The organism is Sphingopyxis sp. BE235 (assembly GCF_031457175.1).
Taxonomy (GTDB): domain Bacteria; phylum Pseudomonadota; class Alphaproteobacteria; order Sphingomonadales; family Sphingomonadaceae; genus Sphingopyxis.
The window spans coordinates 63687-81909 of record NZ_JAVDWC010000003.1; the positions used below are offsets into that span (position 1 = coordinate 63687).

Consider the following 18223-nt stretch of genomic DNA (forward strand, 5'->3'; position numbering starts at 1 on the left):
CTTATGGTGTTCGTTTGATCCTATGCGGCAGGACGCATCCACGGCCGATCGGCGTCGAGTTTTGCCTCATAGGCGCCGATCGCCGCGTCGCTCTTTTCGGTGAGCGAAATCTCGTCGAGCCCTTCGAGCAGGCACATTTTGCGGAACGGGTCGATCTCGAAGCTGAAGCGGTCCTGGAACTGCGTCGTCACCGTCTGATGCTCGAGGTCGACGAAGACCGGGTCGGTTGCCGCGACCTCCATCAGGCGGTCGATGGCCGATTGGGGAAGCACGACGGGCAGGATGCCGTTCTTCACCGCATTGCCCGAGAAAATGTCCGAGTAGCTGGGCGCGATCACGACGCGGATGCCGAGGTCGCCGAGCGCCCACGCGGCATGTTCGCGGCTCGACCCACAGCCGAAATTGTCGCCCGCGATCAGGATCGGCGCGCCCTTGAAATCGGCGCTGTCGAACAGATTGTCGGGATCGGCGCGCAGGCTTTCGAACGCGCCGCGGCCCATGCCCTCGCGCGTCGTCGTCTTCAGCCAGTGCGCGGGGATGATCACGTCGGTGTCGACATTCTTGAGCCCGAACGGAATCGCGCGGCCTTCGACCTTGTCGAGCGGGGTCATGCCATCAACTCCCGTACGTCGGTGAGCTTGCCCGTCACCGCCGCCGCCGCCGCCATCGCGGGGCTGACGAGGTGGGTGCGCGCGCCCGGACCCTGACGGCCGACAAAATTGCGGTTGCTCGTCGAGGCGCAGCGTTCGCCCGCGGGCACCTTGTCGGGGTTCATCGCGAGGCACGCCGAACAGCCCGGTTCGCGCCATTCGAGCCCCGCGTCGGTGAAGATGCGGTCGAGCCCCTCGGCCTCGGCCTGCGCTTTCACCAGCCCCGATCCGGGGACGACGATCGCCCATTTGACATTGTCGGCCTTGTGCCGGCCCTTGATCACCGCCGCGGCGGCGCGCAGGTCCTCGATGCGGCTGTTGGTGCAGCTGCCGATGAAGATATTCTCGACCGGCACATCCTGCATCCGTGTGCCGGGCTCGAGGCCCATATAGGCGAGCGATTTGGCGGCTGCGGCTTGCTTAGATGGATCGGCGAAGCTTGCGGGGTCCGGGACGATGCCGGTGATCGGCACGACATCCTCGGGGCTGGTGCCCCAGGTGACGCTCGGCGCGATGTCGGCGGCGTCGATGACGACGGTCTTCTCGTACGTCGCGCCCGGATCGGTCGCGAGGCTTTTCCAATAAGCGACCGCGGCGTCCCAATCGGCGCCCTTCGGCGCATAGGGGCGGCCCTTCAGATATTCGAAGGTCGTCTCGTCGGGCGCGATCAGGCCCGCGCGCGCGCCGCCCTCGATCGCCATGTTGCTGACCGTCAGCCGGCCCTCGACCGACAGCGCACGGATCGCGCTGCCCGTATATTCGATGACATGGCCGGTGCCGCCCGCGGCGCCGATGACGCCGGTGATGTGGAGGATGATGTCCTTCGCGCTGACGCCGGGGCCAACCTCGCCCTCGACGCGCACTTCCATCGTCTTCGACGGCTGGAGCAGCAGCGTCTGCGTCGCGAGCACATGCTCGACCTCGCTCGTCCCGATGCCGAAGGCGAGTGCGCCGATGCCGCCGTGGCACGCGGTATGGCTGTCGCCGCAGACGATCGTCGTCCCGGGCAGCGAAAAGCCCTGCTCGGGGCCGACGACATGGACGATGCCCTGTTCGGGCGCCGTCGCATCGATGTAGCGGATGCCGAATTCGGGCGCGTTCTTTTCGAGCGCCGCCAATTGCGCCGCGCTTTCGGGGTCGGCGATCGGCAGCTTGTTGCCCGCCGCGTCGAGCCGCGCGGTCGTCGGCACATTATGGTCGGGCACCGCAATCGTCAGGTCGGGGCGGCGCACCGTGCGGCCGCTCGCGCGAAGCCCGGCAAACGCCTGCGGGCTGGTGACTTCATGGACGAGGTGACGGTCGATGAAGATCAGGCAAGTGGCATCGGGGCGCTGTTCGACGACATGCGCGTCCCAGATTTTCTCATAAAGGGTGCGGGGCCGAGTCATGCGGTTCACTTAAGCCTGCGCGACAACAATGCAAGCGAGTGGCGATCAAAAACGCAATTTTCGGTCGCACGACTCTTGCCCTTTCTTTCGTCACCCCGGACTTGATCCGGGGTCCCGCTTCTTCACGCGCAAGGAAAAAGCGGGATGCCGGATCAAGTCCGGCATGACGAAGGAGGGATCGTGCATCAGGTTCGCAATCGGCCTATACTGCCCCCATGCCGACGCTCGCCATCATAGCGCTCATTCTCGCCACCGTCGCGGCGATGGAGGGCGTCGCCTGGGCGAGCCACAAATATATCATGCACGGCTTCGGCTGGGCTTGGCACCGCGACCACCATGAGCCGCACGACAAGATGCTGGAAAAGAACGACCTGTTCGGCCTCGTCGGCGCCGCGCTGAGCATTTCGATGTTCGTCGTCGGCAGCCCGATGATCATGGGCGCCGCGGCGTGGGAGCCCGGAACGTGGATCGGGCTCGGAATCCTCTTCTACGGCATCATCTATACGCTGGTGCACGACGGGCTCGTCCACCAGCGCTATTTCCGCTGGGTGCCGCGGCGCGGCTATGCGAAGCGGCTGGTGCAGGCGCACAAGCTCCATCACGCCACGGTCGGCAAGGAGGGCGGGGTCAGCTTCGGCTTCGTGCTGGCGCGCGATCCGGCGAAGCTGAAGGCCGAATTGAGAGCGCAGCGCGAGGCCGGGATCGCAGTGGTGCGCGAGGCGCTGGCAGAATAACCGTCGCCCCCGCGAAGGCGGGGGCCGCTGGCAACCTTGCGCTACACCGACAACGGCCCCCGCCTTCGCGGGGGCGACGATATAGTTAGGCCGTCCGGTAATCGGCGGTAATCACCCCCGCTGCCATCAATTCCGCCTCGTGGCCCTCCTCGCGCCAGCTTTCGGCGAGCGCCTGCCGTTCCCAATCCTGCATCGCCGGCTGCGCAAGCATATGGTCGACCCACGCCTGTCCGGCGCCGGCGTCGAGTCCATAGGTGCGGATACGGAAGGCGACCGGGGCGAAAAAGGCATCGACCGCGGTAAAGCGGTCGCCCGCGAGGAAGGGGCCGCCGAAGCGCGACAGGCCCTCGGCGAACAATTCGCGGATTCGCGCGACGTCGAGCCGAAGCGCGCCCGACGGCGGCTTGGGCGTTACGCGAACCCCGACATTCATCGTGCAATCGCCCCGCAGCGCCGAAAAGCCGCTGTGCATTTCCGCCGTCGCGCATTGCGCCCAGGCGCGCGCGTCGGGGTCGGCCGGCCAGACGCCCTCGTGCCGGTCGGCGAGATAGAGCGTGATGCCCAGCGAATCATAAACCGTCCGTCCTTCGTCGAGCAGCGCGGGCACCTGTCCGGTCGGTGAGAAGCTACGAAACTCGTCATAGTTGATCGGGTTGGTGAAGGGTTCGATCTGGTCCTCGAACGCGATGCCGAGCGCGCGCATCAGCACCCACGGGCGTAGCGACCAGCTCGAATAATTGCGGTTGGCGGTGATCAGCACATACATGCCTGGCGCTCCTGTGCGATGATGGGGGAAGTGTAATCGGGATCGTGCGCGAAGGGCAGTTCGGTGCCGTCGCGAAGCGCGGCGAGCACGCTGCCGAAATCGGTCGTGGCGCGCCAGCCGAAACGGCGCTCGGCGCGCGAGGGGTCGTAGACGCGGTCGATGATCTCGGGGAGCATCCAGCCTTTGGCGGCATAAAGCTCGGCCGCATCGGGATGATGCCGCGCGATCACTGCGCGCGCATCGCGCGCCAGTTCTTCGGCCTCCTCGCGCGCGAACGGCGGCGGGGCCGAGAGAATGAAGGTGTCGCAGCCGATCGCGGGCGCGGCCTCGAGCGCGGCGAGATGCGCAGCGGCGGCATCCTCGACCGTCAAACGCCTGTTGAGCAGTTCGTTCGCTTTCAGGTTCGGTCCGCTCGGCACGGCATGCGTGTCGTCATCTTCGGGGAAGAAGCGCCCGGTGCGCAGGATCGCCACCGCGATGCCATGCTCGCGGTGCACCAGCTTCACCGCCTGCTCGGCGGCGAGCTTGGTGATGCCATAGATGTTGCGCGGCTCGATCGGACCGAAATCCTCGTCCATCCACCACGCGCCCGCCTCGCCCGCGCCTTCGCGCACATCGGCGCGTATCATCAGCGAGGTGGTCGAGGTGAAGAGAAAGCGGTCGTTGCCCGCCGCGACCGCGGCCTCGATCAGATTGAGCGTGCCGCCGACATTGACGTCGACAAAGGCTTGGCGCGGGTAACGGACGATGTCGGGCTTGTGCAGCGCGCCGCCATGGATCACCGCCTCGATTCCATGCTCGCCCATCGTCCGGTCGATCAGCGCGCGGTCGGCAACGGTGCCGACCACCTGCGTATGCGTCCCGGGCACGACGTCGAGCCCGGTCACGTCATGACCGCTTTGGACGAGCAGCGGAGCGAGATAGCGACCCAGCCAACCCGATGATCCGGTCAGCAGTACGCGCATCGTTATATCTCCTCCCGGTCTCGTCCGCGCGCCTCATACACAGGCGGCGGACAGGGGGAAAGGCGGTTAGCCTTTCGGATTCGCGACGACCGGGCGGGTCGCCGCGCCGCCGGCCGGCTGGGGCAGTTCGCTGAGGTCGAGCCAGCCCGCGTCGTCGCGCCTATGATAGCTGTCGATCACCGTGAACGGGATGCGGAAGGGAAATCCCCAATCGCTGTTCCACAATGCCACGACGCCCGTCCGCGTCGCAGGTTCGAAAATCATCGTCGCGCGATAGCCCTCGACCGCGCCCGAATGGCCTTCGAGCCGGCCGCCGGCATAGGTGAAGCTCCGCCAGCCAAGGCCATAGCCCGCTTCGCCCGTGGCCGCCCGCAAGGTGCCGCCATAGAGCCGCCCCGTGCCGACGCGCGGGCGATGCGCGATCTGCAGCACCTCGCCCGGCAGCACATCGGGACGGCTGCCCATCATCGCCTGCATCCAGGTCGCGAAATCGACGATATCGCTTTCGACCCCCGCGGCGGCGGGAACGCGCCAATAGGCCTCCTTGATCGGGCGCACCTGCGCGCCCCGGTGCGGTTTCGCCCAATCCTTGGCGCTCGTCAGCCGCTCCATCCCATATCCCGCGCTGACCATGCCGAGCGGGCGGAAAAACCGGTCTTCGACCGCGTCGGCGAACAGCTCGTTCGCGGCCTTGCCCAATATCTCGCTCGCCGTGTCGAAGGCGACATTCTGGTAAGTGTGGCAGGTTCCGGGCTCGCATTGCAGCGGTGCGAGGGCAAGGCTCGCGCGTAGCAGCTGCGGGCTCTGCCCTTCCTCCAGCTTTTCGTCATAGGCGTTTTTGGTGAGGCCGGTCCGCTGAGCGAGCAGGTCGCCCACCGTGATCCGTTCCTCGGCGCCGCCGGGAAGGCGCAGCGACGTGCGCCAGCTGGCAACCGACCGGTCCAGATCGACCTTGCCATCCTTGGCCAGCGCCGCCGCCAAGGCCCCCGTCGCGGTCTTGGACACCGACGCCCAGCGGAACAGCGTTTGCGGCGTGACCGGCGCGCCGGTCGACTTGTCGGCGACACCATAGGTGCGGACAAAGCTGAGCTTGCCGTCTTCGACCACCGCTACTGCCAGCCCCGCCATTTCGGGCCGCTGCGACAGCGCAGCGAGTTGCCGGTCGAGCGCCGGGTAATCGATCCGGCCGCGCCATTCGGCGGGCGTGTCGGGCAGGTTCTCGGGCGCCTTGATCGGGATCGGAACGCTGGCGAGCGGGTGCTTCCCGCCGAGCGCGTGAATGCCAAACCAGCCCGCCAACCCCAACGCGAGGATCGCGATGAGATAGGTGAAAACCGGCTTCCTGGACTTGTTTTTGGACTGCGACCTCATGATTGGCCGTCGTCTTAGCCGCGACATCCGCCGCCGTCACCCCTCAGGGCGCGAGATGGTCCCACGCCTTGAACGTCCCGGCGGCATAAACCGCACCATAGACAAGGACGATCAGCGAAGACCAGATCGCGAAACTGTCGGTATGTTGCGGGCGCCACAGATGGAGTGGCACGAAGATCAGTCCGCGAAGCAGGTAGATAGCGGCGATGACGACCAGCCCCGTTCTCAGTAGCGGCAGGCGCGGGAGCGAACCGGCACCCGAAAAAGCATAGGCGGCCCAGATCAGCAGGATCGCACTGATCGCCAGCGTGATCAGCGTCGGCCGCAGATCGCCGCGCGCCGCCGCACGCGCCATGCCTTCGCCCGCGCCGAAGAAGCGATACCAGTCGGGGCCGCCGAAAATGCAGGCGATATGCAGAAGCGCGGCCAGCACCGACAGCCACCCGCCGACGATCAGCCAGGTGGTGCCGGGATTGGCCGCGACATTATGCAATATAATGCGCCGTCGTTTTCGCGACGACGTCCTCGGGCGTCACCCCCGGCGCCAGCTCGATCAGCCTGAACGGGCTGTCATGATCGTCGCGCTTGAACACCGCGAGGTCGGTGATGATCATGTCGACGACATTCTTGCCGGTCAGCGGCAGCGTGCATGCAGGGATGAACTTCGGGCTGCCGTCCTTGGCATTATGCTCCATCACGACGATGATCTTCTTGACCCCGGCGACAAGGTCCATCGCGCCGCCCATGCCCTTGATCATCTTGCCCGGGATCATCCAGTTGGCGATGTCGCCATTTTCGGCGATCTCCATTGCGCCGAGGACGGTGAGGTCGATATGCCCGCCGCGGATCATCGCGAAGCTGTCGGCAGAGGAGAAATAGGCCGACTGCGGCAACTCGCTGATCGTCTGCTTGCCCGCGTTGATCAGGTCGGGATCCTCGTCGCCCTCATAAGGGAAGGGCCCGATGCCGAGCATGCCGTTTTCGGACTGGAGCGTTACCGTCATCCCGGCAGGAATATGGTTCGCGACCAGGGTCGGGATGCCGATGCCCAGATTGACGTAATAGCCGTCCTGCAGTTCCTTCGCGGCGCGCGCCGCCATGTCATCACGCGTCCAACCTGTAGTTTCTTGGGCCATCATTTCGGCTCCCATTGCTTGTCGGAGGGGAAGGCGTCGCCCCAGCCCAGTTTTTCCCACGGGCCGTAGACGGGGTTGGGGAAAAGGAACCAGCCCTTGTCCCAGAGTGTGGTTGCGCCCGCGCTGGTGGCGAGCGCCATGCGCTGCGCGGCGGGCAAATCCTTGACGTTGAACTGCTGGCTGAAATCGCCGAGCTGGTCGCCGCCGAGGATGATCACGCAGTAGCGCGACGCGATCGTCGCGCGGCGTCCGTCCTTGCTCGACCCGCCGGCGTCGTCGCCCATCAGGAACAAAGTCTCGCCATGCTTGAATTCGCCGAGCCCCGCGGCGCGCAGCGTATCCTCGCTGCCCTTGGCATTGGCGGCGCTGCGGTTGGTGTTCGCGATGACGGTGATCCCCGCGGCGCGGAGCTTGTTCACCATCTCGATGCTGCCGGGCATCGCGACCGCCTTGCCCGCGCCACTCTTTTCCCACTGGTCCCAGACCTTAAGGTCGAAGCCGGTGCCTTTTTCAGCGAAATGCCGCATCGGGCCGAGGTTCCAGATCAACGTCTCGTCGGCGTCGAACACCGCGGCGAAAGGCTTGTCGCCGCACGGCTCGAACGCCGGTGCGTCCATCGTCGCACCCGCCGCGAGCACAACGCTGTCCTTCGGCCGCTGCTTGATCCGTCCCACGCCATAATCGGCGATCCGCGCATTGGTCGCGCGCACCGCGACGGCCGCCTCGGGCGAGCCATAGAGATATTGCAGTGCGACGGGCGGCTTGGCGGCTTCCGCCGGTGCGGGGGCCGGCAGAGGGGCGGGCGGAGCCGGAGCCGTGGCCACCTCTGCCGGCGCGCTCGCGCACCCTGCAAGGAGCAGCGCGGCGCCAATGGCGAGGCTGCGCATCACGCCGTCTCGCGCGGGCGCGTCGTGCGGAATTCGATTTTCTTGTCGTACGGCGCGCCAAGGACGAGGCGCTTCACATAGATGCCCGGCAGGTGGATCGCATCGGGGTCGAGGCTGCCGACAGGCACGATTTCCTCGACCTCGGCGACGCAGATCTTTGCCGCGGTCGCCATCGGCTGGTTGAAGTTGCGCGCGGTCTTGCGGAAGATGAGGTTGCCGCTCTCGTCGGCCTTCCACCCCTTGATGATCGCCAGGTCGGCGAAGATGCCGCGTTCGAGGATATAATCCTGCCCGTCGAAATTCTTCACTTCCTTGCCCTCGGCGACGAGCGTGCCGACGCCGGTCTTGGTGTAGAAGCCCGGAATGCCCGCGCCGCCGGCGCGGCAGCGTTCGGCGAGCGTTCCCTGCGGGCAGAATTCGACCTCGAGCTCGCCCGCCAGATATTGCCGCTCGAACTCTTTATTCTCGCCGACGTACGATGAGATCATCTTCTTGACCTGCTTGGTGCGGAGCAGCTTGCCGAGCCCTTCGCCGTCGATCCCGGCATTGTTGCTGGCGATCGTGAGATCCTTGGTGCCCGCCTCGCGGATCGCGTCGATCAGCCGTTCGGGGATGCCGCAAAGGCCGAAACCGCCTGCGCAAATCTGCATGCCGTCAAACAGCAGGCCTTCAAGGGCGGCGGCGGCGTCGGGATATTGCTTCTGCCCCATGGGACGGCTCTCCTATATGGTGTCGCGCGCGACCTTGGCGCATTTGATCCATCAATTCTAATTGTTCGATTTTTGGATTATACATAGACGATGTCTATCAATCGCGTCTCGCTCTATCATCTGGAAACCCTGCTGTGGATCGACCGCCTCGGCACGTTTTCGGCCGCCGCCGAGCGGCTCAACACCACCCAGCCGACGGTATCGGCGCGGATGCGCGAGCTCGAACAGCGCCTTGGCACCGCATTGTTCCGCCGCGAAGGCCGCACGATGTCGCTCACCGCAGCGGGGCGCAAGCTCGTGCGCGACTGCGACCCGCTGCTCCGCGACATGCAGGTCGCGCTGCTCGGCAGCGGCGGATATGGCGAGGCTAGCGGGGTGGTGCGCATCGGCGCGGGCGAGATCGCGGCGGCGAGCTGCCTTCCTGGCTTCGTCGCGGGATTGAAGGCCGACATGCCGGGCGTCGGGCTCGAAATCGAAATCGACCTCACCGCGAACCTGATCCAGCAGCTATTGACCGGGCGCACCGACATCGCCTTTGCCGCAGGGCCGATCGCGCACCCCGCGCTGAAAACGAGCCCGATCGGCGCGGTCGAACTGGTCTGGCTCGCCAGTCCCACGGTCGCGTCGGCCTTTGCCGGCGGCGAGGCGACGCTCCCCGTCTGGTCGCTCGCCAGCCATTCGCCGATCCACGGCCGCATGCGCGAGGCGATCGCGGCGTCGCGCATCGCGCAGAAATCGCTCAATCTCTGCAACAATGCCCGCACGATGATCGACATCGCGAAGGCGGGCGGGGGGATCGGCATTTTTCCGCAACCGATGGTGCGCGGGGAGGTCGCGAGCGGCGCGCTCGCCCCAATCGACGGCATGCCGGCCTTGGCCCCGGTCGAATTTCAGGTCGCGATGCGCGTCGCCGACACCGAGCCCGTGCTAACGCAAATCTTCGAGCGCGCGGCGAAGCTGAATCTTGCGGAGGCGGTGGTCTGATCCGGACGGCAGGATCGACCGGAAGCTGCCCTTCCTTTCATCGTCATCCCGGACTTGATCCGGGATCCATAGCTGCGCCGTCGTCGTGGATCCCGGATCAAGTCCGGGATGACGAAGTGGAGCAGTTCGCCGTCAACTCACCACCCCAAACCGTCATTCATTGCGTGATCGAAAGACCGGTCAGGGCAATGGCATCCCCAGCACCGCCGACAGGTCGGCGAGCGCCTGTTCGCCGCTCGTCACCTTGATCGCATGCATGCCGAGCGCGCTCGCCGGTTTGCAGTTGATGCCAAGGTCGTCGAGATAGATGCACTCGGCGGGTTCGACGCCAAGCGCCTCGCACATCATCAGATAGATCCGCGGGTCGGGCTTGCGCACCCCCGCCTTGCTCGATTCGATAACATGCGCAAAGCGCGCCATGATATCGGCGACCTCGATCGCGGCCTCTTCGCTGCGTGTCATCCCCGCGCCGAGAACGCCCATCTTGCCGCCGGGGACATTGTTCGTGATGCACGCGATGGTGAAACCCCGATCCTTCAACGTGTCGAGCGCCGCGACCATCGCCGGACGCACCGCGCCCGCGATAACCGCGAGCACGGCTTCGCCTTCAAGGTCATGCCCCAATGCGCGCGCCTCTTCGGCGAACAATGTGTCGAAGGTCGCGGCGTCGATCTCCGCACGTTCGAACTTCGCCCAGGCGTTATCGTCGGGATCGGCGCTGTTAACGCGGCGCACGAAATCGCGCGGCAGCCCGCGTTCTTCTTCAAGGCGATTGAAGGCTTCGAACGGCGACGCCGTGATGACGCCGCCGAAGTCGAATATCACCGTCGTGTAAGTCATGCGGGAGAAAGAACCTTATTTCTTGGCGGGGGTGGCGACGCGATTGCCCGACCAGCTGGCGTCGTCGATAGTCAGGTCGAGCCGGTCGGGCGAACGTACCGTATCGAGCAGGAAGACCGACGGCCCGCTCGCGGCGAGGATCGCGTCCATCGCTTGCTCGAGCGGGATGGTGACGGTCGGGATGCGCGGATAGTCCGATTTGATCTCGACCTTGTTCGGCCCCGTGCGCGTGACGGTGATCGTCACATTGTCCCGCGACGATCCGCGCGCATCGGATGCCACCGCGCCCTTGTACGTGCCGGCAACGCGATCGGCGAGGTCGGCCTTGTGTGCGGGTGCGGCCTTCGGCGGTTCGGCAAGCGCCGCTCCGGTTGGAAGCGAAAAGGCGAGCGAGGCGGCGACAGCAAGGGTACGAAGCATGGCGGGTCCTTTCGTGCGGCGGTGAAAGGGACTGCTCCCCACGACTCTCATGGAACGACGACGATCCCTTTCGCGGGGTCGGCCTGTCCCGAGAGCATCTCCCGATAGGCGGCAAGCGCCGCCTCGCCGCCGCGGCGTTTATCGACCGAAGTCAGCCGCGGCGCAACGTCCATGAAGGCCAGCCAGGCTTCGGCGATCTTCTGTCCGAATGCCGGACCGCCCCAGTCGGCGATGCGCTTCTGGCTGCGGCCCGGCGCGAAAAAGCCCTGGCGCTCGGGGCCGGGCAGCCCTTCGCCATCGGCCTGCGCATCCCAGTGCGACTTGCCGACGACGATCGATGCCTGAAGCTGCCCTCCGAAATGGCTGTGGACGGTTCGCGTCACGGCGCCATTGCCCGCCATATCGACGAGCGCCGCGGGGGTGGTCGCGTTCAGCGTCATGATCTGGTCATAGCTGATGACGCGGTCGTAGATGCCCTGCGCGGCGAGGGCGTCGACATTGGCCGCGCTCGTCAGCCCGATCGTTTCGGGCCGCTCGGTGCGCAGCTTGAGCGCGAAGCCGAGGCCGATCGCGGTCTTGCTCGACGCGCTGGCGATCAAAATCTGCTGGACGCCATAATCGCCCTCATCCTCGAACTGGTCGGCGATCAGCCAGCCGGTCAGGAACAGCGGACGGAACACCGGCCAATAATCATGGTCGGCGGCGCGATAATCGGGCAGCGCCTCGATCCGCTGATAAGCATTATAGATGGGGGGCAGGGTGGTGCGCCGCGGCGTCACATCGGTGAAGCCGCCCGGCCCCGCCTTGCCAACGGTTAGCACCGCGCCCTCCGCCATCGGATAATAGCCATAGAAGCGGTCGCCGACCGACACCCCCTCGGCGGCGCTTTCGGTCACCGTCGCAAAGCCCCAGACCGGCAGGCGGCCGGGCGTATCGCGCTCGGCGAAGAAATCCCAATAGCCCTGATCATTTCCGAACAACCCGGCGGGCTTGCCGAACACCGCATAGGTGATGTTGTTCGCGGTCATCGCATAGCTGTCGAGGTGCACGCGAACCTGTCCCGGTGCGAGCGGCGCATCGGCGTCCTCGACCAAATGGGCTTGCGTAATATCGTCGCGATCGATGTCGATCGCCCAGCTCTTTGCGCTCATTCCGGACCCCTCCGATTGTCTTGCCCGCGAATGCGGGATGATCGATAGTCATACAGATGGCACCGCCCCTGACAATCGCGGTCAAACGCATCCACGAACCGGCCGGTCCCGGCGACGGCACGCGTTTCCTCGTCGACCGGCTGTGGCCGCGCGGCGTGTCGAAGGAGAAGGCGGCGCTCGCGGCGTGGCTCAAACCGCTGTCGCCGAGCGATGGGCTGCGCAAACGGTTCCACGGCGAGACCGCCGATTCGGACGATGCATGGGATGGGTTCCGCCTCGACTATTTCGCCGAACTCGACGCGGGCGGTGAGGAGGTAAAGGCGGCGCTCTTCACGCTCGACGCCGCGGCGAAGGCCGGACCGGTGACCTTGCTTTATGCCGCGAAGAGCGAGCAGCGAAACAACGCCGTCGCGTTGCGTGAGTGGTTGGAACGGCGCTAGCCCACCGTCGTCCCGAGCAGCGATCCGATCGCAATCGTCACCGCCATCGCCATCGCACCCCAGAAGGTGACGCGAACGACCGGACGCAGCATTGGGGCATTGCCCGCCCAGGCGCCGAGTGCGCCGAGGATCGCGAGAAAGACCAATGACGCCGCCGATACGGTGAGGGGCAGCGTATCGCCCTGATCGACGAGCACCGTTGCAAGCGGCAACGCCGCGCCGATCGCAAAGCTTGCTGCAGAGGCGGCGGCCGCCTGGACCGGCCGCGCCGCCATCGCGTCGGTCATGCCCAGCTCGTCGCGCAGATGCGTGTCGAGCGCATCATGCTCGGTCAGCTGCACCGCGACCTGCTCGGCGAGCGCGCGGTCGAGCCCGCGTTCCTGATAAATTTGCGTCAGCTCCTCGAGCTCGAACTCGGGATCGGCGGCGAGGTGGCGTTTCTCCAGCTCGACGTCGGACTTTTCGGCGTCGCCCTGCGAACTTACCGACACATATTCGCCCGCCGCCATCGACATCGCGCCCGCGACGAGCCCCGCGGTGCCGGTGACGAGGATCGACGACTGCGACACGCCCGCCGCCGCAACCCCCGCGATCAGGCTGGCGGTCGAGACGATCCCGTCGTTGGCGCCGAGGATCGCGGCGCGCAGCCAGCCGATCCGCGTGACGGCGTGGGTTTCCTCGTGCATCGTAGCCCTTCAATATTGCAGTTGCAGCCCCGGCCGTGCCCAGCGCGTCTTCACAAGCCGTCCGGTGCCCGACAGGGTCAAATAAGCATCCTGCCGGTCGGAGCCCCCAAAGGCGATATTGGTCGTGAAGATATCGTCGGTCGCGACGAATTCGACCAGCTCGCCCGCCGGCGAAACGACGCTGATCCCGCACTCGCCGATCGTCGCGACGCAAATATTGCCGTTCGCTTCCATCGCGAGGCTGTCGAAGAATTTATAGCCCGCGGGGCGATAGAGCGGGATGCCGGGTCCGCCGGGTCCCGCCGCATCGTCGACCTTGCCCGGCGCCACGATGTTGAACTGGGTCAGGCGGCAGGTGTAGGTTTCGGCGGCGTAAAGCTTGCTGCCGTCGGGCGAGATGCCGATGCCGTTGGGGTTATAGCTCGGGAAGATCACTTCCTCGATGAAGCTGCCGTCGGCCTTGGCATAGAAGATGCCGACGATGTCGTGGCAGCGCGCGGCATAATCGACCTTGCCATGATCGGTGAACCAGAAGCCGCCATGCGCGTCGAACATGATGTCGTTGGGGCCGCGCAAAACGACGCCATGATCGCCCGATTTATACAGCACCTCGACTTCGCCCGTCTCGATATCGATGCGCTCGATCCGCCCGCCCGAATAATCGTCGGCGATCCCGTGCGGGGCGAGATAGCCGTTCGATTCGACATAGTTGAACCCGCCGTTGTTGCAGCAATAAAGCTTGCCGTCGGGACCGATCGCCAGGCCGTTGGGACCGCCGCCGGGGGTCGCGATGACCTCCTTTTTCCCGCCGGGCCAGCAGCGCGTGATGCGCTTCGCCTCGATCTCGACGACGATGACGCTGCCGTCGTCCATCACCACCGGCGCCTCGGGAAAGCGCAATCCGTCGGCGATCAGTTCAAACTCGGCCATCCCCATCTCCCTTGCGTGTCCGCACTTGCTGTGCTTTGCGGCCATCATGCCCGTTCGCACGCTCTTCGCCACCAATTTCTACGAGGCCGATATCGGCACGCCCGACCTGCTCGAAGAGCTGGAGGAAAGCAGCCGCCTGTTCGCCGAAGAAGATGGTGCTGGCCGGCGCTGGAGCCGCGACCACGGCTATAAGGGCTATACCAGCTACGCGAGCCTCGGTGACCTGCCCGAGCGCGATCCTGCCTTCTATGATCTGAAGAAGCTGCTCGACAAGGAAGTGAAGGCGTTCGCCAAGGCGTGCCACTTCGACCTTGCGAAACCGCTCAAGCTCGACAGCCTGTGGGTCAATGTCCTGAAGCCCGGCGGCACGCACAGCGGCCATATCCATCCGCACAGCATCGTATCGGGAACCTTCTACGTTGCCGTCCCCGCGGGATCGGGCGCGCTGAAACTCGAAGACCCGCGCCTCGCGATGTTGATGGCCGCACCCGGCCGCACCGACAATGCGCCCGAGCATCTGTTGCCCTTCATTTATGCCGAGCCCGCCGCGGGGCGCGTCTTCCTCTGGGAAAGCTGGCTGCGCCACGAAGTGATGCCGCATTCGGGCAAGGGCGAACGGATCAGCATCAGCTTTAACTATCGCTGAGCCGGTCCTATATGGGCGCCATCTGACCACCCCATTCCCGTTCGTGTCGAGCGAAGTCGAGACACCCATCGGCGTGGTGCGAGGTCGAGGGGATCTCGACTTCGCTCGATGCGAACGGTTCGGATAGGAATATAATATGACCGCGACCTACGACGCCGACCTCCAGCTCTTCATCAACGGCGCCTGGCGGAGCGGCGAGGGACGCGACGAGCGGCCGGTCTATAACCCCGCGACCGCGGGCACGATTGCCGAGCTGCCGGTGGCGACGGCGGCCGACCTCGACGAGGCACTCGCCGCGGCGGACCGCGGCTGGCCCGTCTGGCGCGCCAAGACCCCCGACGAGCGCGCCGCGCTGATGCACAAGGCCGCCGGCATCATCCGCGAGCGCGTCGACCATATCGCGACCTTGCTGACGCTCGAACAGGGCAAGCCGATCGCCGAGGCGCGCGGCGAAGTGCTGTCGGCGGCGGGGCTGTTCGACTATTTCGCCGAGCAGGGCAAACGCATCGAGGGCCGCGTGCTCCAGCGCCCGGCGGGGCAGCGCGCGATGGTCACCAAGCATCCGGTCGGGCCGGTCGCGGGCTTCAGCCCGTGGAACTTCCCGGTCAATCTGATGGTCAAGAAAATCGCCCCCGCGCTCGCCGCGGGCTGCGTCGTGATCGCGAAGGCGCCCGAGGAAACCCCGGGCTGCACCAGCGCGATCATGCGCTGCATTGCGGACGCGGGCATTCCGGGTGACGTCGTCCAGCTCGTCTACGGCGACCCCGACCAGATCAGCCGGCATCTGCTGGCGAGCCCGGTGATCCGCAAGGTCAGCTTCACCGGTTCGACCGCAGTCGGCAAGCATCTGATGAAGCTTGCCGCCGACGGGGTGAAGCGGATCACGATGGAACTCGGCGGCCATGCCCCGGTGCTGATCTTCGACGATTGCGACCTCGAAGCCACGCTCGACAAGGTCGTGTGGCAAAAATTCCGCAACGCCGGGCAGGTGTGCATCTCGCCGACGCGCTTCTATGTCCAGCAGGGCATCTACGACGCGTTCGTGAAGGGCTTTGCCGAGCGGACGGCGAAGGTGAAGATCGGCAGCGGCCTCGATGGCGATACGCAGATGGGCCCGCTCGCCAACGCGCGCCGCATCCCCGCATTGGAAGCGCTGGTCGCCGATGCCAGGGCCAAGGGCGCGCGCGTCATCGCGGGCGGCGAGGCGACGGGCAACGGTTATTTCTTCCAGCCGACCGCGATCGCCGACGTGCCGGTTGAGGCCGATGCGATGAACAACGAACCCTTCGGCCCGATGGCGCTGATCCGGCCCTTCGGCACCGAGGATGAGGCGCTCGAACAGGCGAACCGGCTGCCCTACGGCCTCGCGGCCTTCGCCTTCACCGAGAATGGCCGCCGCATCAATCGCATCGTGGACACGATCGAAAGCGGCATGGTCGGGGTGAACAGCTTTATGATCTCGACGCTCGACACGCCGTTCGGCGGGATCAAGGAATCGGGCTTCGGCAGCGAAAGCGGGCCCGAGGGGCTCGACGGCTATCTCGTCACCAAGGCGGTGCATATTTACTGAGCTACCCAATCCTCCCTGTGGCGAAGCCATGGGGAGGGGGACCGCTCGCCAAGCGAGTGGTGGAGGGGCCGCGCCATAGCCCCTCCGTCAGCGCTTTGCGCTGCCACCTCCCCATCGCTTCGCGACAGGGAGGATTTTCAATCCCGCTCCAACGCCACAAAATCGCGCGCCATCGGCGCCAGATGCGCGCCGCCGTCGACGAAGATCGTCTGTCCCGTCACCGCCTCCGCGCGCGCGAGATAGACGACCGCATCGGCGATCTGCGCCGGCGTGGGCAGCGCGCCGAGCGGCATAAGCTTCGCCAGCCGCTCGACCTGCGCCGCCGAATAATCCTCGGTCGCCATCGTCAGCCCCGGTGCCACGGCATTGACCCGCGCGCGGTTCCCGAACGCGACCGCGAGCGTCGCCGTCGCCTGCCACAGCGCCGATTTCGACAGGCTGTACGCGACTTGGTCGGGCACTGGATGGAGAACGCGCTGATCGACGATATTGACGATCGCCGGGCGCTTGCCGTCGCTCGCCGCGACGAGCGCCTTCGCCAGCATCACCGGCGCATGATGATTGACCTGCATCATCTCGGCGAGCGCCGCAGCCGACAGGTCTGTCCACTCGCCCTCGGCAAACAGCGCCGCATTGTTCACGAGCAGGTCGGGCGCGCGGCCGAATTTCTCGATCACCGCGGGGATCAGCGTGTCGACCGCCGCCGGATCGGCGAGGTCGGCGGCGAAGCGGTGGCTGCGCGCGCCCGTCTCGGCCAGCGCGTCGGCCAGCACCGGATCGGCGTCGCCCGGACTGCGCTTGTGGATCGCGAGCGCATAGCCTTCGCGCGCCAGCCGCGCCGAAATCGCCGCGCCGACGCGGTGCAGCCCGCCCGTGACGAGAGCGAGCTTTTGCGTCACTTCCGCACCCGCCGCATCGTGATGCCGATCTCTTCGCCTTCCTCGGCGATCGCGAGCTTGACGATCTTGACCTCGACCTCGTGGACCTTGTCGTCCTGCAGGAACAAAGTGTCGATGATATGGTCGGCGACGCTTTCGATCAGCACGAAATGCACATCCTTCGGAATGCCCTCGGTCGCCGCGAATTTCAGGTGCATATAGTTTTTCGACGCGCTCAGCGGCGTCGTCGGATCATAATGGTCGGCCATCGCCAGCTTCGCGCGCACCGAGATGCGCAGCGGCTGCGGCAGATGGGTTTCTTCGGAATAAATGCCGGTCAGCACCTGAACGGTCAGCCCGTCCACTTCCAGCCATAAACTATCGGTCACACGGTCATCCTGTCGAGCGGTGCGACATTCGGCTTTGCAATACCGACGCCGGACCCTAAAGCGCCGCCGCATTAGCGAAAGGGTACGCGTTGGTCGAGTTACTTCCATTGTCCGATATCGAGCCGCAGGCCGTCGAGGATCTCCTCGACGCCGCTTTCGGAACGGATCGCTTTGGACGAACCGCCTATCGCATCCGCGAAGGCGTGGATGCGGTGCCTGAACTCAGCTTTGCGCTGGTCGAGGATGGCGCGCTTGTCGGCACGATCCAGTGCTGGCCGGTCGCGCTCCGTGCGCCCGATGGCGGCGAAGCCCCGCTGGTGATGGTCGGTCCGGTGGCGATCCGCCCCGACGTTCAGCGCGGCGGCCATGGCCGCGCATTGATGGCGCAGATGCTGGATGCCGCAGAAACCGAGGCCGACAGCGCGCTGATGATGATCGGCGATCCCGAATATTATGGCCGCTTCTTCGGCTTTACGGCCGATGCGACGGGCGAATGGGATTTGCCAGGACCGTTCGAGCGCCGCCGTCTGCTCGCCCGGGCGGTGAACGGGCACGATTTGCCGGCCGGCGCGGGCATGATCGGGCCGCGTTAGCGAACCGGAAAAATGGCTGTCCTACATTATTCGGGCGGCATAGCCTTGCGGGATGCTCTCCGTCCGTCACGCCAAAACGCGAATTGCGA

The 18223-nt window shown here is 65.8% G+C and carries 22 protein-coding genes; 6 read left to right on the forward strand and 16 right to left on the reverse strand.

All coding sequences use genetic code 11. The features are described 5' to 3' along the window. Nucleotides 1-20: 20 nt before the first annotated feature. Nucleotides 21-611: a 3-isopropylmalate dehydratase small subunit gene (gene leuD / locus J2X38_RS13850; RefSeq protein ID WP_310254983.1), complete on the reverse strand. Its 591-nt coding sequence runs from the start codon at nucleotides 609-611 to the stop codon at nucleotides 21-23. Next, complete coding sequence (gene leuC / locus J2X38_RS13855) at nucleotides 608-2038, reverse strand: 3-isopropylmalate dehydratase large subunit (protein ID WP_310254985.1); 1431 nt, start codon at nucleotides 2036-2038, stop codon at nucleotides 608-610. Before leuC ends, leuD begins: the two co-directional genes overlap by 4 nt. Nucleotides 2039-2253: 215 nt before the next feature. On the opposite strand from leuC, the gene J2X38_RS13860 reads away from it, so the two are divergent. Then, a complete protein-coding gene (locus J2X38_RS13860) occupies nucleotides 2254-2772 on the forward strand; it encodes a sterol desaturase family protein (protein WP_310254987.1) in 519 nt (172 codons plus the stop codon). Between the two features lie 85 nt (nucleotides 2773-2857). On the opposite strand, the gene J2X38_RS13865 is transcribed toward J2X38_RS13860, so the two are convergent. The 7 genes from J2X38_RS13865 to J2X38_RS13895 form a co-directional block, all read right to left on the reverse strand. Then, nucleotides 2858-3538: a glutathione S-transferase family protein gene (locus tag J2X38_RS13865; RefSeq protein WP_310254989.1), complete on the reverse strand. Its 681-nt coding sequence runs from the start codon at nucleotides 3536-3538 to the stop codon at nucleotides 2858-2860. Beyond that, nucleotides 3526-4503, reverse strand: coding sequence for an NAD(P)-dependent oxidoreductase (locus tag J2X38_RS13870; protein ID WP_310254991.1), 978 nt, complete (start codon nucleotides 4501-4503; stop codon nucleotides 3526-3528). Before J2X38_RS13870 ends, J2X38_RS13865 begins: the two co-directional genes overlap by 13 nt. 66 nt (nucleotides 4504-4569) lie before the next feature. Further along, nucleotides 4570-5874, reverse strand: coding sequence for a serine hydrolase domain-containing protein (locus J2X38_RS13875; protein ID WP_310254993.1), 1305 nt, complete (start codon nucleotides 5872-5874; stop codon nucleotides 4570-4572). Between the two features lie 43 nt (nucleotides 5875-5917). Then, on the reverse strand, nucleotides 5918-6367 hold the full coding sequence (locus tag J2X38_RS13880; protein ID WP_310254995.1) for a hypothetical protein: 450 nt from the start codon (nucleotides 6365-6367) through the stop codon (nucleotides 5918-5920). After that, entirely contained in the window at nucleotides 6360-7010 is a 651-nt protein-coding gene (locus tag J2X38_RS13885; protein ID WP_310255467.1) for a CoA transferase subunit B, read from the reverse strand. The genes J2X38_RS13880 and J2X38_RS13885 overlap by 8 nt, the downstream gene beginning before the upstream one ends. Next, on the reverse strand, nucleotides 7010-7897 hold the full coding sequence (locus J2X38_RS13890; protein WP_310254997.1) for an HAD family acid phosphatase: 888 nt from the start codon (nucleotides 7895-7897) through the stop codon (nucleotides 7010-7012). Before J2X38_RS13890 ends, J2X38_RS13885 begins: the two co-directional genes overlap by 1 nt. After that, nucleotides 7897-8607: a CoA transferase subunit A gene (locus J2X38_RS13895; RefSeq protein ID WP_310254999.1), complete on the reverse strand. Its 711-nt coding sequence runs from the start codon at nucleotides 8605-8607 to the stop codon at nucleotides 7897-7899. The genes J2X38_RS13890 and J2X38_RS13895 overlap by 1 nt, the downstream gene beginning before the upstream one ends. Nucleotides 8608-8697: 90 nt before the next feature. On the opposite strand from J2X38_RS13895, the gene J2X38_RS13900 reads away from it, so the two are divergent. Further along, nucleotides 8698-9591 carry a LysR family transcriptional regulator gene (locus J2X38_RS13900; protein ID WP_310255000.1) on the forward strand — a complete coding sequence of 298 codons (894 nt, stop codon included), beginning with the start codon at nucleotides 8698-8700 and terminating at the stop codon, nucleotides 9589-9591. 180 nt (nucleotides 9592-9771) lie between these two features. Here J2X38_RS13900 and J2X38_RS13905 read toward each other — a convergent pair whose 3' ends face one another. Genes J2X38_RS13905 through J2X38_RS13915 form a run of 3 tightly spaced genes read right to left on the reverse strand, consistent with a single transcriptional unit; the run spans nucleotide 9772 to nucleotide 12002 of the window. Next, a complete protein-coding gene (locus J2X38_RS13905) occupies nucleotides 9772-10431 on the reverse strand; it encodes an HAD-IA family hydrolase (protein ID WP_310255002.1) in 660 nt (219 codons plus the stop codon). A 15-nt stretch (nucleotides 10432-10446) separates the two neighbouring features. Beyond that, the gene (locus tag J2X38_RS13910; RefSeq protein WP_310255004.1) at nucleotides 10447-10851 is read right to left on the reverse strand and encodes a hypothetical protein; all 405 of its coding nucleotides are present in this window, start codon (nucleotides 10849-10851) and stop codon (nucleotides 10447-10449) included. Between the two features lie 47 nt (nucleotides 10852-10898). Then, nucleotides 10899-12002 carry a DUF2855 family protein gene (locus tag J2X38_RS13915; RefSeq protein ID WP_310255007.1) on the reverse strand — a complete coding sequence of 368 codons (1104 nt, stop codon included), beginning with the start codon at nucleotides 12000-12002 and terminating at the stop codon, nucleotides 10899-10901. Nucleotides 12003-12058: 56 nt separating this feature from the next. Here J2X38_RS13915 and J2X38_RS13920 point away from each other — a divergent pair, with 56 nt between their 5' ends. Beyond that, nucleotides 12059-12442, forward strand: a complete 384-nt coding sequence (locus tag J2X38_RS13920; protein ID WP_310255009.1) for a DUF488 family protein — start codon at nucleotides 12059-12061, stop codon at nucleotides 12440-12442. Here J2X38_RS13920 and J2X38_RS13925 read toward each other — a convergent pair. Both J2X38_RS13925 and J2X38_RS13930 read right to left on the reverse strand, forming a co-directional pair. Then, complete coding sequence (locus tag J2X38_RS13925) at nucleotides 12439-13128, reverse strand: VIT family protein (protein WP_310255011.1); 690 nt, start codon at nucleotides 13126-13128, stop codon at nucleotides 12439-12441. The genes J2X38_RS13920 and J2X38_RS13925 overlap by 4 nt on opposite strands. A gap of 9 nt (nucleotides 13129-13137) precedes the next feature. After that, a complete protein-coding gene (locus tag J2X38_RS13930) occupies nucleotides 13138-14058 on the reverse strand; it encodes an SMP-30/gluconolactonase/LRE family protein (protein WP_058539670.1) in 921 nt (306 codons plus the stop codon). Nucleotides 14059-14104: 46 nt separating this feature from the next. On the opposite strand from J2X38_RS13930, the gene J2X38_RS13935 reads away from it, so the two are divergent. Both J2X38_RS13935 and J2X38_RS13940 read left to right on the forward strand, forming a co-directional pair. Then, nucleotides 14105-14704, forward strand: a complete 600-nt coding sequence (locus J2X38_RS13935; RefSeq protein ID WP_310255013.1) for a TIGR02466 family protein — start codon at nucleotides 14105-14107, stop codon at nucleotides 14702-14704. Nucleotides 14705-14840: 136 nt separating this feature from the next. Continuing rightward, nucleotides 14841-16274 (forward strand): NAD-dependent succinate-semialdehyde dehydrogenase, encoded by a 1434-nt coding sequence (locus J2X38_RS13940; protein ID WP_310255015.1) that lies wholly within the window; start codon nucleotides 14841-14843, stop codon nucleotides 16272-16274. 137 nt (nucleotides 16275-16411) lie between these two features. Here the strand turns inward: J2X38_RS13940 and J2X38_RS13945 are convergent, their stop codons facing one another. Further along, nucleotides 16412-17173 carry an SDR family oxidoreductase gene (locus tag J2X38_RS13945; protein WP_310255017.1) on the reverse strand — a complete coding sequence of 254 codons (762 nt, stop codon included), beginning with the start codon at nucleotides 17171-17173 and terminating at the stop codon, nucleotides 16412-16414. Next, entirely contained in the window at nucleotides 17170-17541 is a 372-nt protein-coding gene (locus J2X38_RS13950) for a dihydroneopterin aldolase (protein ID WP_310255019.1), read from the reverse strand. The genes J2X38_RS13945 and J2X38_RS13950 overlap by 4 nt, the downstream gene beginning before the upstream one ends. An 89-nt stretch (nucleotides 17542-17630) precedes the next feature. On the opposite strand from J2X38_RS13950, the gene J2X38_RS13955 reads away from it, so the two are divergent. Further along, nucleotides 17631-18134: an N-acetyltransferase gene (locus J2X38_RS13955; RefSeq protein ID WP_310255021.1), complete on the forward strand. Its 504-nt coding sequence runs from the start codon at nucleotides 17631-17633 to the stop codon at nucleotides 18132-18134. Nucleotides 18135-18223: the final 89 nt, after the last annotated feature.

What these genes read in the sequence shown, in the direction of transcription:
- J2X38_RS13860 (WP_310254987.1), top strand. Translation starts at nt 2,254, where the DNA reads ATGCCGACGCTCGCCATCATAGCGCTCATTCTCGCCACCGTCGCGGCG.
- leuD (WP_310254983.1), bottom strand. Translation starts at nt 611, where the DNA reads ATGACCCCGCTCGACAAGGTCGAAGGCCGCGCGATTCCGTTCGGGCTC.
- J2X38_RS13930 (WP_058539670.1), bottom strand. Translation starts at nt 14,058, where the DNA reads ATGGCCGAGTTTGAACTGATCGCCGACGGATTGCGCTTTCCCGAGGCG.
- J2X38_RS13935 (WP_310255013.1), top strand. Translation starts at nt 14,105, where the DNA reads ATGCCCGTTCGCACGCTCTTCGCCACCAATTTCTACGAGGCCGATATC.
- J2X38_RS13900 (WP_310255000.1), top strand. Translation starts at nt 8,698, where the DNA reads ATGTCTATCAATCGCGTCTCGCTCTATCATCTGGAAACCCTGCTGTGG.
- J2X38_RS13905 (WP_310255002.1), bottom strand. Translation starts at nt 10,431, where the DNA reads ATGACTTACACGACGGTGATATTCGACTTCGGCGGCGTCATCACGGCG.
- J2X38_RS13925 (WP_310255011.1), bottom strand. Translation starts at nt 13,128, where the DNA reads ATGCACGAGGAAACCCACGCCGTCACGCGGATCGGCTGGCTGCGCGCC.
- J2X38_RS13865 (WP_310254989.1), bottom strand. Translation starts at nt 3,538, where the DNA reads ATGTATGTGCTGATCACCGCCAACCGCAATTATTCGAGCTGGTCGCTA.
- leuC (WP_310254985.1), bottom strand. Translation starts at nt 2,038, where the DNA reads ATGACTCGGCCCCGCACCCTTTATGAGAAAATCTGGGACGCGCATGTC.
- J2X38_RS13920 (WP_310255009.1), top strand. Translation starts at nt 12,059, where the DNA reads ATGGCACCGCCCCTGACAATCGCGGTCAAACGCATCCACGAACCGGCC.
- J2X38_RS13875 (WP_310254993.1), bottom strand. Translation starts at nt 5,874, where the DNA reads ATGAGGTCGCAGTCCAAAAACAAGTCCAGGAAGCCGGTTTTCACCTAT.
- J2X38_RS13940 (WP_310255015.1), top strand. Translation starts at nt 14,841, where the DNA reads ATGACCGCGACCTACGACGCCGACCTCCAGCTCTTCATCAACGGCGCC.
- J2X38_RS13915 (WP_310255007.1), bottom strand. Translation starts at nt 12,002, where the DNA reads ATGAGCGCAAAGAGCTGGGCGATCGACATCGATCGCGACGATATTACG.
- J2X38_RS13910 (WP_310255004.1), bottom strand. Translation starts at nt 10,851, where the DNA reads ATGCTTCGTACCCTTGCTGTCGCCGCCTCGCTCGCCTTTTCGCTTCCA.
- J2X38_RS13895 (WP_310254999.1), bottom strand. Translation starts at nt 8,607, where the DNA reads ATGGGGCAGAAGCAATATCCCGACGCCGCCGCCGCCCTTGAAGGCCTG.
- J2X38_RS13885 (WP_310255467.1), bottom strand. Translation starts at nt 7,010, where the DNA reads ATGGCCCAAGAAACTACAGGTTGGACGCGTGATGACATGGCGGCGCGC.
- J2X38_RS13890 (WP_310254997.1), bottom strand. Translation starts at nt 7,897, where the DNA reads ATGCGCAGCCTCGCCATTGGCGCCGCGCTGCTCCTTGCAGGGTGCGCG.
- J2X38_RS13870 (WP_310254991.1), bottom strand. Translation starts at nt 4,503, where the DNA reads ATGCGCGTACTGCTGACCGGATCATCGGGTTGGCTGGGTCGCTATCTC.